Genomic DNA, 12,872 nt, shown 5'->3' with positions numbered 1-12,872 from the left:
GCTCATTGGTCACACGGGATAGTGGGCTCTTCACAGGCAAGGAGAAGGCGGTTCGCGAGCGCATCGGGCAGACGATCGATCGTGGAACGCCGAGGCCGAACACCCCCGACCCCAAGACCGGTGAGCCTCGGCCCGGAGAAATCTACGAGTGGGGTTTCGGGTTCACCGTCGGAATTGCGAGGCCAGCCAACGGGGGTGTTCCGCTCGATAAGATCCGCGTCATTGTAAAGGACGGGAAAGTTGTGACAGCACTCCCGTACTGATCAGAGCAGAGGAACATTGTGATCCATTTTACTTTCCCGATGCCGGGCCCGGGCGAACCACCGGCCATCACCTGGGACAGGGCGCGCCAGGCTTCCGGCGACGCTCTTGACGAGACCGGTCTTCGGTACAAGTTCTTCTTGGTCAGGGCGGAGTTCATCGCCAACGGGGTGCAAGTCATCTCCGCTGGGGACTACGTTCCGGTGATCGACTTGGCGCTCGTCGCGCGCCATGCCTTAGACCTTCTTATCCGAAGCCAGGACGCGTCCCTGGATTTCACGGAGTCGGCCGAGGTCATCCGCTTGAGTGGTGAGGGGGAGGAGGTTGCAATCACCTCGTCGCACCACGACTGGAGGGTCTCGGTGGACCGTAATGAGCTTGTCGCCGCGCTTGGCGACTTTGCCGGGGAGGCTTACCGGCGTGTGACCGAGTATATGCCTGACCTTGCGGAGAATCCCGTGCTGCAGCGCCTAGTGTCCTGAGTCGTTAGTTCGCAGCTACTCGGTAGGCTGGGTGTTGTGCCGAGTCCGAAGCTTGTCCCAGTGGTGTTGTCCGACGAGGAGCATTCGGTGTTGACCGGGTGGTCGTGGCGGCGGAAGACGGCGCAGGCTTTGGCGTCGCGTGCGCGGATCGTGTTGCGGTGCGCGGAGGGTGGCACGATCGGCGAGGTCGCCGTCGAGTTGGGCTTGTCGCGGGCGACGGTGTCGAAGTGGCGTTCGCGGTTCCTGGCCGACCGGCTCGACGGGCTGTCCGACGAGCCGCGTCCGGGTCGGCCCCGCGTCATCTCCGACGACCGGGTGGAGGAGGTCGTGACCAGGACGTTGGAGTCGACGCCGGGTCGGGACACGCATTGGTCGACCCGGTCGATGGCCGCGGCGACGGGCATGTCGCAGTCCGCGGTCTCGCGGATCTGGCGGGCGTTCGGGCTCAAGCCGCACGCGATGCAGACCTGGAAGCTCTCGGCGGACCCCCCGGGGCACCCTGGCCTCCACCACCACCGGGGCGACCACCACCAACTACACCTACGACGCCTTCGACCAGCAAGTCCACGACGGCACCACGCCCAACACCTACGACGCACTCGGCAGACTCACCAACGCGGGCAACCTCGCCCTGACCTACCAAGGCGCCTCCCGGGCGATCGTCACCGACGGCACCACCGAATACACCCGCACCCCCAACGGCCTGCCCCTCGGCATCCGCAAGGGCAACGCCACCGGGCTGGCCTGGACCAACACCCACACCGACCTGATCGCGATCACCGACCCGACCACCGGCGCCATCGCGGGCTCCCGCGCCTACGACCCCTGGGGCGCCGAAACCAATTCCACCGGCGCCCAACCCGGCCTCGGGTACCAGGGCCAATACACCAACCCCACCACGGGCACAGTGAACATGGGCTCACGCTGGTACGACCCGGCCACCGGCGGCTTCCAATCCCGCGACACGATCGCCCTCGACCCACTGGACCCGGTCAACGCCAACCGCCACACCTACGCCGCGGGCAACCCCCTCGGCCTCACCGACCACAGCGGCCACTTCCTACCCAACATCGGTCGCTTCTTCAATAACGCCGCAAACCAGGCACGCAACGCCGTCAACAACGCGACCCGGGCCGCCGCCTCCATCGCCAACAACGCGGTAAACACTGCCAAGGCAATCGGCAACAACCCGTGGAACGCCGGTCGGACACTCCTCAACGGAATCGGCAACCACGCATCGACGGTGTGGGGCGCAGCGGGCAACCACGCGCGCTACGTCCACAACTTCTGGACCGGCACGTCGACATCGCTGAGATCAAACAGCGGCGGGAACGCCTTCGCCCCGGGAGGGCCGTCGGGCGGCAGCATCCCCGTGTACGTGCCCGCCTCCGCAGGCGGCAAAGCACGTGGGTCCAAGGGCAAATGGGTTTATATGGCACCCGGTACGGGTGGCCTGGCGGCGCCGATCGCGCCCGGCGCTGCCGCAGCCGCTGCCGCAGCCGCCGCTGCGGCGGCCAAGGCCCGGGAAGTCCTCGGCCGAGCCCTCATCGGGGCCGTGAAGCCCCTGCTCACCAGCACCATCTCCAATGCGATCAAGGCCCTCATCGAGGAAATCGCCTCCCAGGGGGCCATCGACCTCGCCACGGAGGACGGCGGCGACGGACCAGGCGAGTACGTACCCGAAGACATCGACAAACACGGCACCCCAGGCGTCCCGCAGCCACTTGATCCCGTGCGCATCATCGAGAACGAAACGTGCGCACAGGGTGGGAAGAAACAAGAAAACGGTAAGCAATCTACCAATATCTGGATCTGCGACTGGACGCGTGTGCCCTACGCGGAAAAGGGAACGCTGTCCGAGTTCGCCTACAAATATCGGCTGGAAAGGGATATTCCGACAGGTCGAAATGTTGCTGTGGCGAAAGTTCTCGTAGACGGAAAATTGGAAATATTCTACGGCGTCGGCAGGGGCGAGAAGAGACATTCTGAAATCCATATTTTGCGCAAGGTGGCTAGCGATCATTTTCATGAGCTGTATATCAAAGCTCGTTGGAGATCGGGCAACTAACCAAGGTGCGCAAAATGGTGACCCTCTGGTATAAAGCTGGGCGAGGTGTTGCCTGCCCGATGGCCGGTCGAGCGACTTCGCTAGGGAAAGGAAGAGTGATATGAACACACCAGAACCTCGAGACCACCCCGAATATCCACCACTGCAAGGCGGTTCAGAAGATTTCCTCAACTACGACCCAATCTCGGTGGCGGATTCAAAAGCCAGGGTAGCCGTACTTTTTCCAGTTGCTGAGGAAATCAAGACCTTGTTGCTGGAGGCAGGTTTCCCGGTCGATCATTTCGACCCCATGAGTCGTGATGCCCAGTCGGGCGTCTGCTTGGCGGTCGACCCTGGCATGGGCATCTCAGTCCTGTGGAGATTGCCGGCGGAGCTCAGCAGCCGATTCAAGGATGCGGTTTGCGGAACCGCAGCGGACCCGGGGGTCATTGTCCACAGCGATACCGTCAGATCTGCTATGTCAGGGGCCTTGGCGGAGATCCTCCGGGCGAATGGATATCCGCTCGTAGTGGGCGAAAACGATCTTGAACCGTACGAGATCTACGTTCAGGGCGCACGCTTGCCCTGACTAGGTGAACTCAGTCCAGATCGAGTTTTCCAAGCCTTGCCGCGCAGCGTCCGCTTACGCTGCGGTTTGGATGTGGTTGACCCCGGTTCGGCGCAGCGCAGGGTAACCGCGATCGACCCTGGGGTGCAGGCTAAGACTCCAGTGAGCCTTTTTCATCTTGTTATGGTTTCGTAGTTTTGGAGTACGTGGATGGCTTTGGCGAGGCGTCCGACGCGGCGTGGGCTGATGCGGACTTTGCGCAGGATGCGCCAGGTTGTGAGTTGGGCGTTGGCGCGTTCGCCGGGGCCGCGCAGACGGGCGTGGGCGCGGTTGGCGTCCGGCAGCTTCAGACGGTCGTAGCATGTGATTTTGGTGTTCGGTGGGGAAGGATCCCTGTCGTGCGGGAGATGTTGACGTTGGCTGATCGGGAGGAGATCTCCCGGGGCCTGGTGGAGTTGTTGAGGTTCAAGGACATCGCGGTGCGGATCGGTCGTGATCCGTCGGTGGTCTCGCGTGAGGTGGGTCGTCATGGTGGTCGGGACGGTTATCGGGCGGTGGCGGCCGACACCGCCGCGGCGGCGGGGCGTTCCCGGCCGAAAGTGATGGCGGTCGACCGGTCGGTGCGGCTGAGGACGCGGGTGTGGTCGTTGTTGCGTCGGGGCTGGTCACCGGGGTCGATCGCGGGCCGGTTGGCACGCGACCACGCGTCCGGGGACCCTTGCCGGGTGAGTCACGAGGCGATCTATCAGTGGGTCTACGCGCAGCCGGTCGCGACTCTGCGCCGGGAGTTGATCGCGTTGCGCACCGCCCGGACCCGGCGGACCGGGCCGCGTCCTGCTCCGGCCCCGAGGATCCGGGAGCCCCCAGTACATCGACGAGCGTCCCGAGGAGGTCGAGGGGCGTGCTGTGCCTGGTCATTGGGAGGGGATCTGGTGATCGGGAAGGGCGGCAAGTCGGCGGTGGCTACCCTGGTCGAGCGTACGAGCCGCTTCCTGATCCTGGTCCCGCTGACCGGGCGGGACTCGTTGACGGTGACCCAGGCGATCATCGCCGCCGTCGGCGCCCTCTCGGCCACGGTGAAGCGGTCGTTGACGTGGGACTGCGGATCGGAAATGGCCCTGCACAAGGATGTCACGGCCACCGGGATGCCGGTGTACTTCGCCCACCCGCACTCACCCTGGGAGCGGGGCAGCAACGAGAACCTCAACCGCATCGTCCGCGAGTACCTGCCCAAGGGCATCGAGATCACCAGCGACCCGACCTACCTGGCCGCGATCGCCGCGGAGATCAACGACCGACCGCGTAAGATCCACGACTGGAAGAAGCCCAACGAGGTATTCACCGAACTCCTCGAAGCAGATGCTTCCACCGCCTGAACTCGCCGGGATAGACTGAGGTCATCTCATAGCGCGAATGTTTGGGGGTAGCAATTTCAAGCCGGAAAATTTCGTAGCGTTGTACCCGTGGGCAAATCGGGCGGCGATGAGGCAGATCGAAGACATGGTAGCCCGGCGTCTGGATGCTGGTGAACGCCTCTATTGTTACGTTCGCCCGGAGTGTAATCCAGAAACAACCTTGGCAATCCCGGACTTGGTCAATATCTACGTTTTCGACGGCATAAAAGAGCGGTGGTATCCTGTGCCGAACAGGTAGAGATGGAGATACTTCGGTGCGACCATGGGAAATATTCCTGGCCAGTGTTGGTTGGACTGGCCAATCAGGGAACTCTCCTGATTGGCCAGTCGTCGAGTCGGGGCTCGGATTGGAGCTTCCAGACGACTACAAGGCGATTGTCGAGGCGCTACCAGACGGGCGTTTTCGTTCTGACATTCGGCTGATCCGTCCGGAAGGAGTCGACTACCTGGGGTATTTCCGGTGCCGACTCGACGATATGCGCCACTGGCGTCTTTCAGAACCCGGGCGTTTCCCTTATCCCATTTACCCCGAAGAAGACGGGGTGCTCCCGGTCGCGCGCGGCGCGGGCAACGCGTTCATCTTCTGGCGGGTCGTGGGCCCCGCGGCGACGTGGCGGCTCATCGTCACCGACGAGGAGTTCACTCAATGGTCCGAGTTCGACGGCGGGCTTTTGGATCTTCTGCACCAAGTGACCAGCGTTCATTCCGACTCGCCCAAGTTCGTTAGCATGGACAGTTTGGATATCGCGGCGCGCGCAGCGGTGCCAGCTTCGCTGTGGGATCAGTACCCACTGCAATATGGCCCGCCGCGTGACGTGCTGGACGAGCTGACGGAAGACTTCGCCCCTACCGGAGCCAACAAGCACGACTGGACCGGCTTGCAATTGCCCAGCGATTACAGGAGGTTCATCGACAGATTCGGACCAGGCCGCGTAGCGGACATCGAGATCGTGTCCCCGTTCGCCCCCGGGCGATGGTCGATGGCTGCTCTGAACGATCGCCCCGTTCCGACCGACAGCAAGTTAGTCCTCGGGGACCACATCGGCGGCCTCATCCTGTGGGGGTCCACTCCAGACGGGTGGTTCTGCGCTTGGGCTGTCTCTTCGAACGATCCAGACCTCTGGGGTGTTGTGATCGTCAGTCCTGATTTTATTCAGTTCGAGTACCCGGGCACCGAATCGTTCAGTTCATTGTTGCTCGAATACACGTCGACCGCTGTCATGTACTCTTTCCTCGGCCGAGAGCCGTTTGACCGGTCACGGACGTGGCAGACTGCCAGTGAATTGCCATAAGTGACGCAAACGTTGATCCGGTAGAACTGTGAGACCTCTACGAGGCCCTCGACCTGGAGTCTTCTACGCAGCTCGATCAGGGTCGGAGCCAGCGGTCGAACCAGGCGCGGGTCCGGCGCAGGACGTCGAGTTGGTGGTTGCGTTCCCGGATCGAGTGGCCCGCTCTGGGGTAGATCACGAACTCGTGCTCGGTGCCGAAGTGGCGCAGTGCCCGGTGGAAGTACACGCCCTGGCTGAGGGGAACGTTGGTGTCCTCGGCGCCGTGCAGGATGAGCACCGGGGTGCGGATGCGGCTGGCGAAGGAAATCGGGCTGACCGCGTCGTGGGGGTGCGGCCCGATACCGGACCAGCCGGTGCTGCCGCCGAGCGCGGCCTCGAACTGGCCGTTCTCCCCGGTCGCGGCGAGCATGCCCCAGTCGACGACGCCCGCACCGACTAGCGCAGCGCGGAATCGGTCGGTCTGCCCGATGGCCCAGGCGGCCATGAACCCGCCATGGCTCCAGCCAGCAATGCCTAGCCGATCGGGGTCGGCGACACCCTCAGCGATGAGCAGGTCGATGCCGGTCAGAATGTCGGTCCACTCCTCCTGGCCGGCCCGGCTTGCGACGCTGGCGGCGAAGGTGTGGCCGTGGCCCTGGCCGCCACGCGGGTTGGGCAGGAACACCGCGTAGCCGGCGGTGGCAAGCCACTGCGCGCTGGGGAACCAGAACAGTTGGCAACAATCGGCGTGACGGTCGTAGGGGCCTCCATGCACGATCGTGACGAGCGGGAACGGGCCGTCCGAAGCGGATTTCCCGACCGGCAGTACGAGCAGGCCGTCCAGGTCGAGGCCGTCTGCGGCGCGGTAGGCCAGCGGTCGCTGGGTGCCGAATGTGATGCCGTCCAGTTCGGGTCGGGTGTCCGTGATCTTCCGCAGCGGCCCGGTCGGTGGCCCGAGGTGAACGTTCGAGGGTTGGTAACGGGTGCCGATCAGTGCCGCGATCGCCTCGCCAGCGGGGGTGGAGGTGAGGGCGTCGAGGCGGCCGGAGTGCTGCGACAGTGGCGTGGGGCCAGCGGGGTCGAGCCGGGCCAGGGTCGTGTTCAGGCCGTCGGCGAACACCACCAAGGGAGCGTCATCGGTCTGGCACAGTTCGGTGGGACACATCGGAAGGTCGGTGGTGCGGTTACGTCGGACGCGGCTGTCCAGGGTCAGGTCGAACACGGCGGTGCCAGCTTGGAGGACCGGTGGGATGAGGGCGACGTAACCGAGGTGCCAACCGTCTTCGGCCAGCCACCAAGCCAGAGAGTGTGCGTCGGCCTCGACCGGTCCGAGGTCCTCCGAGGTCCCCGTTGCGGGGTCGAACAGGTGCAGTCGACCGGTGCGGGGACCGTAGTCCTTGTCGGCGCTGGCCTGGGTGAGGACGGCGAGCGGGCCACCGTCGGGACGTTGCCGCAATTCCACGACGTGCCGGTCGCCGAACACGTCTGGGGTGGTGACCTGGCCGGTGCGCAGGTCGAGCAGACGCAACCGGGCACGCCGTTCGCGCTCACCGACGACAATGGCGTCGTCGCGATCCTGGGCGCGGCGTGTGTCCTGCTCGGTGGGCTCGTCCTCGGCGAGCAGAGCGACCAGGTTGGGATAGGCGAGCGGCAGGTGGTCGATGATGCCAGCGCGCCAGCCGGTCAACGCGATCACCACGTCATCGGCCCATGTGAGCCGGTGCACCTGCGGGATACCACGCTCGGCGCGGTCAGACAGGAAGTACAGCGTGCGCGAGTCCGCGGACCAGCGGGGCCGGGACTCCGTCGCGGTGTCGGCCGTCGCCCGACTCCACACACCGTCGCCTTCGATGTCGGCGAGCCAGAGTGTGGTGTCGAGGTGGCCACCGATTCGGCTGGTGGGAGCGAGAACGTAGCAGAGCAGATGCCCATTCGGAGCGAGAGCCGGAGACTGCGGGACGCGACCCTCAACCACGAGTTCAGCGGTCAAACCTGTCATACAATCAGTGTGCCAACGTCAACAGCGCACCACTTGAACGAGTCGTTGCGCTCGACACGTTCGGACGAAGCGTGCACCCGCACCGACGGTGCAGCACCCCAACGCGCCCGGCCAGTCGAGGTACAGATAAGCACCAGCGAGTACACGATCACCCCGCTGAAGAAGGCGGCGCGGAGCTACTGGGATATCCGCAGCAAGCCGCCAACGGCGGGCGCACTGCAATACGGGCAGGCGTCGGCCGGGCTGATGTCCGCCTAACCGTGAAGCTGCGAGAGCGGCTCCTCTGCCTCGGTGGACACCCGGTCGGTCGCACCGGACTTTGCACCCGGAAGTGCGCCCCGGTTTCGCGGTGGAGGTTTCGCCGGGGTTCACCGTCGAGCGTTAACAAATATGTGTCACTCGGGACCTGTCCCGCGGCGCCGCTGCCACAGTGCTGCACATGCGCTCAACGATGTTCATCACGGCGGCCCTGCTCCTGCTTGCGCTCACCGGGTGCGGCTCAGACGATCAACCGGTGACCACGTCGCCGGGGACCACCACGCCGACCACTACCACCGCCCCGACCACCACGACCACCACGACGACGGCCACCACTGTCCCGGTGCCCGAGGTGGCTGCTGACGGGACGAACCTCCAGGCGTGCGAGGACGGCACGTGCGAGGTGGAGATCAAGTCCGGCGACGTGCTTTCCATCAGGGGCGAGCGGTTCGAGGTGGTGAGCGTTGACGCGCAGGACACGACGTTCGTACTGCCCTCCGGCACGACGGCCTCGGTGGGCGGCATCGGCAACATCAGCACGGGGAGCGGGACGAATGTGGTCATCCTCCGCAAGAACGGAACGACAGCCATGATCAGGGTGTCCTGACCGCGCCGGAACGCCCGCGGGGTGCGGCCGTTCCGGCCCGCTCAAGGCTTCGGCGCCGTGCGGGTGATCACGTCCACCGCGCGGTTGAGCCCCGGCGCGGCATCCGGGGTGAGCAGGCGACGATGACCGCCCTGCCTGTGATGTCGCGCAGGGTCATGAAACCGCCGGGCGGGCAAGATCGGACGGCACCATCACGGCTTCCCGAGCCGGGCGCGGGGCGGAAATGGGTATATGACCAACACGCCACACCCGGAGATGTCGGACCCCGTCGCTACCCTGAGTTTGCGATCAGTCACCAGGCTGATCGGTCGAATGCATCCAGGGATGGACCATGCCGGACTTCTTCACCGATGGCCAAGGCCGCGTCAGGCCGATCACGAAGAAGAAGGGCGGTGTCGGGGTGGTGGTTGCCGGGGTGACTGCGGTGGCGGCGTTCGCCGGTGGTGGGGGAGCTGCTGGTCTCGGCGGTGCCGGTGCCGGTGCCGGTGCGGGGGCCCCGGCGGCGGCCGAGGTAGGTGTCGGGTCGGTGCGGTTGGGTGGTTCGTCGGGGCAGTTGCGGGCCCGCAAGAGTGAGGGGCAGAAGGCCGCTCGGCGCGGTGAGGTCGAGGGCGCGTGGCAGCGGATGGGGCTGCGGCAGGTCAAGCGCATCGCCAAGCAGCAGGCCGAGTGTGTCGCGGCCTCGTTCGGACAAGTACGGCAGTTCTTCACCACCCACCGCTGCACCCACCTGGATCGGGTGCTGTTCGCGGTGGCCGACGGGGAGGGCAACACCGCCGTGGTGTCGGTGGCCTGGGTCGGCCTGACCGACGCTCGCGAGGCCCGCGAGTTCGACGGCCTCATGGAGACCCACGGCAGCGGCGACATCACCCCCCTCGGCGGTGCGTTGTTGGAGTTGGGGCACGTCGAGTTCACCGGGCTGCGCTATGGCAGCGACCGCGACGGCGCGGCGGTCACCGTCGCCGAGGCCGAGAACGCGCCCGGCGCACGGTTCGACCACGACACCCTCGATGCCATCGCCGAAGTTGCCGCCTACCTACCACGCCTGTGACCGCGTGCGATCCTGTGCAGCTCGCCACCGATCCGCTGGAGGTGCGCGCGGGGGAGGCGATCCGAGTCCGGTGGATTGCTCGGCTGAGCGGGTAGCGGACGATTTCGGTGTGGTATGAGCGGGGCGAGCGGTTGGCTGCGGCGCTGAGGGTGCGGGCCAATTTTCGCGCCGCATGCGGGGAACGCGTGATCGCTGATTGAGTTCAGCCCCTGACGCTATTCGTGCTGCTGCGTGTGGAGCAGATCTGGAGCAGGCGGTGGACTTGAACGACATGCGACGGCTTCGAACGGCGGTGAACGGCACCGGCTGACGTGCCAGTTCTCTGTTTGTGCTGGTCAGGGCTCTTGCTGGACCGGGCTGGCAGAGTGAGGGTCAAGGGTTCGAGTCCCCTCAGCTCCACCAGTAGAAGACACCCTCTCGATCTTGAGAGGGTGTCTTCTACTGGTGGAGGTGACCGCAACCATGGGCTGCTCCGAATTATCGGCCGATCGCACAGGGTCGCGAACGCCCAGTTGACGTTCGGGGTTCGAGGGGGACTTGAACCCCCACGGGTGGGGCATCCGCTGGAAACGGGTGTCCATGCCTGAATCTTAGCCATGTGGTGAGGAAGTGGATGCGGCGCATCGGCGGCGGCGCGGGGATGCTGGCGTGCCCCTTGGTGTGTTGCTGCTCGCACGCGGCACAGGTGCTGTTGGATACCGACGCGGAACTGGTTGCGCTGGTGGTCGAGCAGTTCGCCGTCGACCAGATGCCGATGTCGGCGGTGGGGCGTGTCGCGCTGGCGGTGGGCGTAAGGGAGCAGGGCGGGTTCGGTCTCGATGCGGTTCGTTCGTGTGGGCGGTTATCCCCAACGGTATGGTCATCGTGGAGTGGGTAACGCATGACGTGCGGGTGTCGCGCCTGGGCGGGGTGTATCTGGTGGACTTGGTCGATGGTCCGGGGCTGCCCTGCGTCCGCCGGGTATTCATAATGTTGAGGCCGTCCCCGCGCACGCGGGGGTCTTCCCGTGACCACGGTGTCCACCGGCGAGAGCGAGCCCTCGTCCCCGCGCACACGGGGGTCTTCCGCCCTGCGCCAGGTAGCGGGCGCGCTTGTACTCGACCGTACGGAGCGCGACACCCAACTCGGCCGCCTTGGCCCGTTGCCGCTGCGCCAGGCTGGTGGTGGCCGAGTCATAGCCGGCGCGCGGTGAGACCCCCGGGCCAGCGTCGGGCGGTAGTCCGGTCTCGACCTCGACCAGGTGCTCACGCCACCGTTGTGCGTCGGCGACGACGGTGGCGGGCAGCGACTCCAGCAGCCCGAACGGTTCGAGGGCGGGCAGCTCGGTGGCGTCCAGCACCGCGAAGTCGGGCGCGGCCATCAGGTCTCCAGCCAGCACGACCTGGTGGCTCCCGGAGTCCGAGCGAAGGCGCACCGAGGTGCCTGCCAGCCCCGTGACCAGGTGCTCGTCGCCGTCGAAGCGGAGGCGGTCACCCGGGCTTGAGGACCGCTCGTGTGTCGGCCATCAAGTCGCCGCCTTCCGTGCGGTGTGGGCGAGCGCAAGCCTCACCTCGGTCTCGACGGTCAGGGGTATGGATAGTTCCGCGACCAGTTCTTGTCGCCAGAGCAGGTGAAACAGCACCGGTAGCACCGCGATCGGTTCGCTGGCGGCCTCGGCGCCCTCCAGCAGCGGCATCGGCCGGGAGAACACCGCGCGCAGGATCTCCGCGATCACCGGTAGGTCGTGGCGCGGGTGTCGACATCCGGCCAGCCATCGGACATTCGCCAGCAGCGCCTCGGGTGGCGTGCCGACGATCTCGTAGCGCCAGCCCAGCAGCTCACAGGCCGCCCGCGTGGCCTCGAAGGTGACCTTGTTTTGAGCTTGATCCGGTCCAGCGGGCGGCAGTCGAGGACCAGCGCGTTTCCGTCTGCGAGCCGCGCGAAGTAGTCGGGTGCGTGCGATCGCGACCGGCCTTCCGCAGTGGCCCAGATCAGTCAGAACGGCTGCGAGGCGATGCCGACGGTGTCCGGGTCGAAGTCGAGCAGCATCAGCCGCTCCCGCTCCAACCAGGACTCGAAGCCGATCAACGTGCCGGTCGTCGCGGTCCACCACTGCCCGATGTAGTGGCGTTGCCCCTTGTAGGAGCGGAAGCGGCGCACCGGCAGGCAGGACTCAAACGCCACCGACCACGACTCGGTCGAGGGCAGCCGCTGCTCGCTGGCCTCGGTCGCGAACGCGACCTCGAACTCACCCTCCAGCGTCGGCGGCCCGCCCCCGACGACAAGATCGAACTTCGGCACCGAGGCATTGTCCCGGCAGGCCCTCGCCCGTCAACGGCGGCTGTCCGTCCACGTCAGGTTCTCATCGGCGTTGGCAAGTTTCGCCAGCACCGCGCGGACCTGTGCTCAACGTCGGGTCTGCGGCATAGAAGGGTGTCGTGTGCCCGGATGCAGTCACTGGCGCGGCGCAGGTCCGGCCTTGTCCCTCTGCGTAAGCCTCTCGACCGCGGCGACGATCTCCCTGTCGGACGCGACCGCGAGCGTCGTAAGCCCGACAGGACCGGGTTCATGCTTGATCAACCCCAGTTTCACCGACAGCCACGCCCGCAGGTCGGCAAGCTCCTGACGCAAGGCATCCCGTTCGGCACGGACGTCTTCGATGCACTCTTCGGATGCCTCAGGATCGTTCACGGCAGCCAGTGTCACAGAACCGGTAGAAGGCGTGTAGCCGCGTCCCAAGGTCAGCGGCCCGCAAACTAGCGCGAACACCGCAGCCAGCACCGCAAACTAGCCCTGAACACCGCAAGGTTCGGTTGAACAAGACATCCGCCGAGTAGGTCTGGACGGCCGGTCGCCAAGTAGGTCCGGACCTATTTGGCGGATTCGGTGCCGCTACGCGGTGACGGGGCTCAGTCCACCGGGTCGAGGGGCGTCACC

Annotated in this window: 15 protein-coding genes and 2 pseudogenes; 10 read left to right on the top strand and 7 right to left on the bottom strand. The window is 65.7% G+C overall.

Features of this window, described 5'->3' with window-relative positions; translation table 11 throughout:
* Nucleotides 1-302 precede the first annotated feature (302 nt).
* A complete protein-coding gene (locus GCL84_RS14010) occupies nucleotides 303-743 on the top strand; it encodes a hypothetical protein (RefSeq protein WP_156755898.1) in 441 nt (146 codons plus the stop codon).
* A 36-nt stretch (nucleotides 744-779) separates the two neighbouring features.
* Nucleotides 780-1,163: pseudogene (locus tag GCL84_RS14005) on the top strand (helix-turn-helix domain-containing protein); the annotation flags it as partial.
* A 216-nt stretch (nucleotides 1,164-1,379) separates the two neighbouring features.
* Here the strand turns inward: GCL84_RS14005 and GCL84_RS30030 are convergent.
* Nucleotides 1,380-1,544, bottom strand: coding sequence for a hypothetical protein (locus GCL84_RS30030; RefSeq protein WP_235926235.1), 165 nt, complete (start codon nucleotides 1,542-1,544; stop codon nucleotides 1,380-1,382).
* On the opposite strand from GCL84_RS30030, the gene GCL84_RS14000 reads away from it, so the two are divergent.
* Nucleotides 1,483-2,811 (top strand): RHS repeat-associated core domain-containing protein, encoded by a 1,329-nt coding sequence (locus GCL84_RS14000; RefSeq protein WP_328618778.1) that lies wholly within the window; start codon nucleotides 1,483-1,485, stop codon nucleotides 2,809-2,811. The two genes, GCL84_RS30030 and GCL84_RS14000, sit on opposite strands and share 62 nt — an antisense overlap.
* 100 nt (nucleotides 2,812-2,911) lie before the next feature.
* Nucleotides 2,912-3,379 carry a hypothetical protein gene (locus tag GCL84_RS13995; RefSeq protein WP_156755896.1) on the top strand — a complete coding sequence of 156 codons (468 nt, stop codon included), beginning with the start codon at nucleotides 2,912-2,914 and terminating at the stop codon, nucleotides 3,377-3,379.
* Between the two features lie 152 nt (nucleotides 3,380-3,531).
* On the opposite strand, the pseudogene GCL84_RS13990 reads toward GCL84_RS13995, so the two are convergent.
* A pseudogene (locus tag GCL84_RS13990) lies at nucleotides 3,532-3,696 on the bottom strand (IS5/IS1182 family transposase); the annotation flags it as partial.
* 69 nt (nucleotides 3,697-3,765) lie between these two features.
* Here GCL84_RS13990 and GCL84_RS13985 point away from each other — a divergent pair.
* From GCL84_RS13985 to GCL84_RS13975, 3 genes are read left to right on the top strand one after another with little or no spacing between them, the layout of a single operon-like run.
* Nucleotides 3,766-4,734 (top strand): IS30 family transposase, encoded by a 969-nt coding sequence (locus tag GCL84_RS13985; RefSeq protein WP_156755895.1) that lies wholly within the window; start codon nucleotides 3,766-3,768, stop codon nucleotides 4,732-4,734.
* A gap of 28 nt (nucleotides 4,735-4,762) precedes the next feature.
* A complete protein-coding gene (locus GCL84_RS30960) occupies nucleotides 4,763-5,011 on the top strand; it encodes a hypothetical protein (RefSeq protein WP_407924393.1) in 249 nt (82 codons plus the stop codon).
* Between the two features lie 16 nt (nucleotides 5,012-5,027).
* Nucleotides 5,028-6,065 (top strand): SMI1/KNR4 family protein, encoded by a 1,038-nt coding sequence (locus GCL84_RS13975; protein ID WP_156755893.1) that lies wholly within the window; start codon nucleotides 5,028-5,030, stop codon nucleotides 6,063-6,065.
* A gap of 76 nt (nucleotides 6,066-6,141) precedes the next feature.
* Here GCL84_RS13975 and GCL84_RS13970 read toward each other — a convergent pair whose 3' ends face one another.
* Nucleotides 6,142-8,043, bottom strand: coding sequence for an alpha/beta hydrolase family protein (locus GCL84_RS13970; RefSeq protein WP_156755892.1), 1,902 nt, complete (start codon nucleotides 8,041-8,043; stop codon nucleotides 6,142-6,144).
* A gap of 514 nt (nucleotides 8,044-8,557) precedes the next feature.
* Between GCL84_RS13970 and GCL84_RS29275 the strand changes: the two genes are divergently transcribed.
* The 3 genes from GCL84_RS29275 to GCL84_RS13955 all read left to right on the top strand — a co-directional run bounded on the left by GCL84_RS29275 (nucleotide 8,558) and on the right by GCL84_RS13955 (nucleotide 10,833).
* Nucleotides 8,558-8,908: a hypothetical protein gene (locus GCL84_RS29275; protein ID WP_197523236.1), complete on the top strand. Its 351-nt coding sequence runs from the start codon at nucleotides 8,558-8,560 to the stop codon at nucleotides 8,906-8,908.
* Nucleotides 8,909-9,239: 331 nt separating this feature from the next.
* Nucleotides 9,240-9,956 (top strand): hypothetical protein, encoded by a 717-nt coding sequence (locus GCL84_RS13960; protein ID WP_156755891.1) that lies wholly within the window; start codon nucleotides 9,240-9,242, stop codon nucleotides 9,954-9,956.
* 613 nt (nucleotides 9,957-10,569) lie between these two features.
* A complete protein-coding gene (locus GCL84_RS13955) occupies nucleotides 10,570-10,833 on the top strand; it encodes a hypothetical protein (protein ID WP_156755890.1) in 264 nt (87 codons plus the stop codon).
* 87 nt (nucleotides 10,834-10,920) lie between these two features.
* On the opposite strand, the gene GCL84_RS13950 is transcribed toward GCL84_RS13955, so the two are convergent.
* From GCL84_RS13950 to GCL84_RS13940, 4 genes are all read right to left on the bottom strand, one after another.
* The gene (locus tag GCL84_RS13950; protein WP_156755889.1) at nucleotides 10,921-11,334 is read right to left on the bottom strand and encodes a hypothetical protein; all 414 of its coding nucleotides are present in this window, start codon (nucleotides 11,332-11,334) and stop codon (nucleotides 10,921-10,923) included.
* Between the two features lie 126 nt (nucleotides 11,335-11,460).
* On the bottom strand, nucleotides 11,461-12,045 hold the full coding sequence (locus GCL84_RS13945) for a TnsA-like heteromeric transposase endonuclease subunit (protein WP_197523235.1): 585 nt from the start codon (nucleotides 12,043-12,045) through the stop codon (nucleotides 11,461-11,463).
* Nucleotides 11,931-12,236, bottom strand: a complete 306-nt coding sequence (locus GCL84_RS29270; RefSeq protein WP_197523234.1) for a hypothetical protein — start codon at nucleotides 12,234-12,236, stop codon at nucleotides 11,931-11,933. Before GCL84_RS29270 ends, GCL84_RS13945 begins: the two co-directional genes overlap by 115 nt.
* Before the next feature lie 153 nt (nucleotides 12,237-12,389).
* Nucleotides 12,390-12,626, bottom strand: a complete 237-nt coding sequence (locus GCL84_RS13940) for a hypothetical protein (RefSeq protein ID WP_156755888.1) — start codon at nucleotides 12,624-12,626, stop codon at nucleotides 12,390-12,392.
* Nucleotides 12,627-12,872: the final 246 nt, after the last annotated feature.

Source organism: Actinokineospora pegani (assembly GCF_009745975.1).
Taxonomy (GTDB): Bacteria; Actinomycetota; Actinomycetes; order Mycobacteriales; family Pseudonocardiaceae; genus Actinokineospora; species Actinokineospora pegani.
The sequence above is the reverse complement of the archived record's forward strand: the minus strand, read 5'-3'. Positions and strand labels throughout refer to the sequence as shown.

What these genes read in the sequence shown, in the direction of transcription:
- GCL84_RS13955 (WP_156755890.1), top strand. Translation starts at nt 10,570, where the DNA reads ATGCGGCGCATCGGCGGCGGCGCGGGGATGCTGGCGTGCCCCTTGGTG.
- GCL84_RS13995 (WP_156755896.1), top strand. Translation starts at nt 2,912, where the DNA reads ATGAACACACCAGAACCTCGAGACCACCCCGAATATCCACCACTGCAA.
- GCL84_RS13985 (WP_156755895.1), top strand. Translation starts at nt 3,766, where the DNA reads ATGTTGACGTTGGCTGATCGGGAGGAGATCTCCCGGGGCCTGGTGGAG.
- GCL84_RS30030 (WP_235926235.1), bottom strand. Translation starts at nt 1,544, where the DNA reads ATGGCGCCGGTGGTCGGGTCGGTGATCGCGATCAGGTCGGTGTGGGTG.
- GCL84_RS14010 (WP_156755898.1), top strand. Translation starts at nt 303, where the DNA reads ATGCCGGGCCCGGGCGAACCACCGGCCATCACCTGGGACAGGGCGCGC.
- GCL84_RS13970 (WP_156755892.1), bottom strand. Translation starts at nt 8,043, where the DNA reads ATGACAGGTTTGACCGCTGAACTCGTGGTTGAGGGTCGCGTCCCGCAG.
- GCL84_RS13960 (WP_156755891.1), top strand. Translation starts at nt 9,240, where the DNA reads ATGCCGGACTTCTTCACCGATGGCCAAGGCCGCGTCAGGCCGATCACG.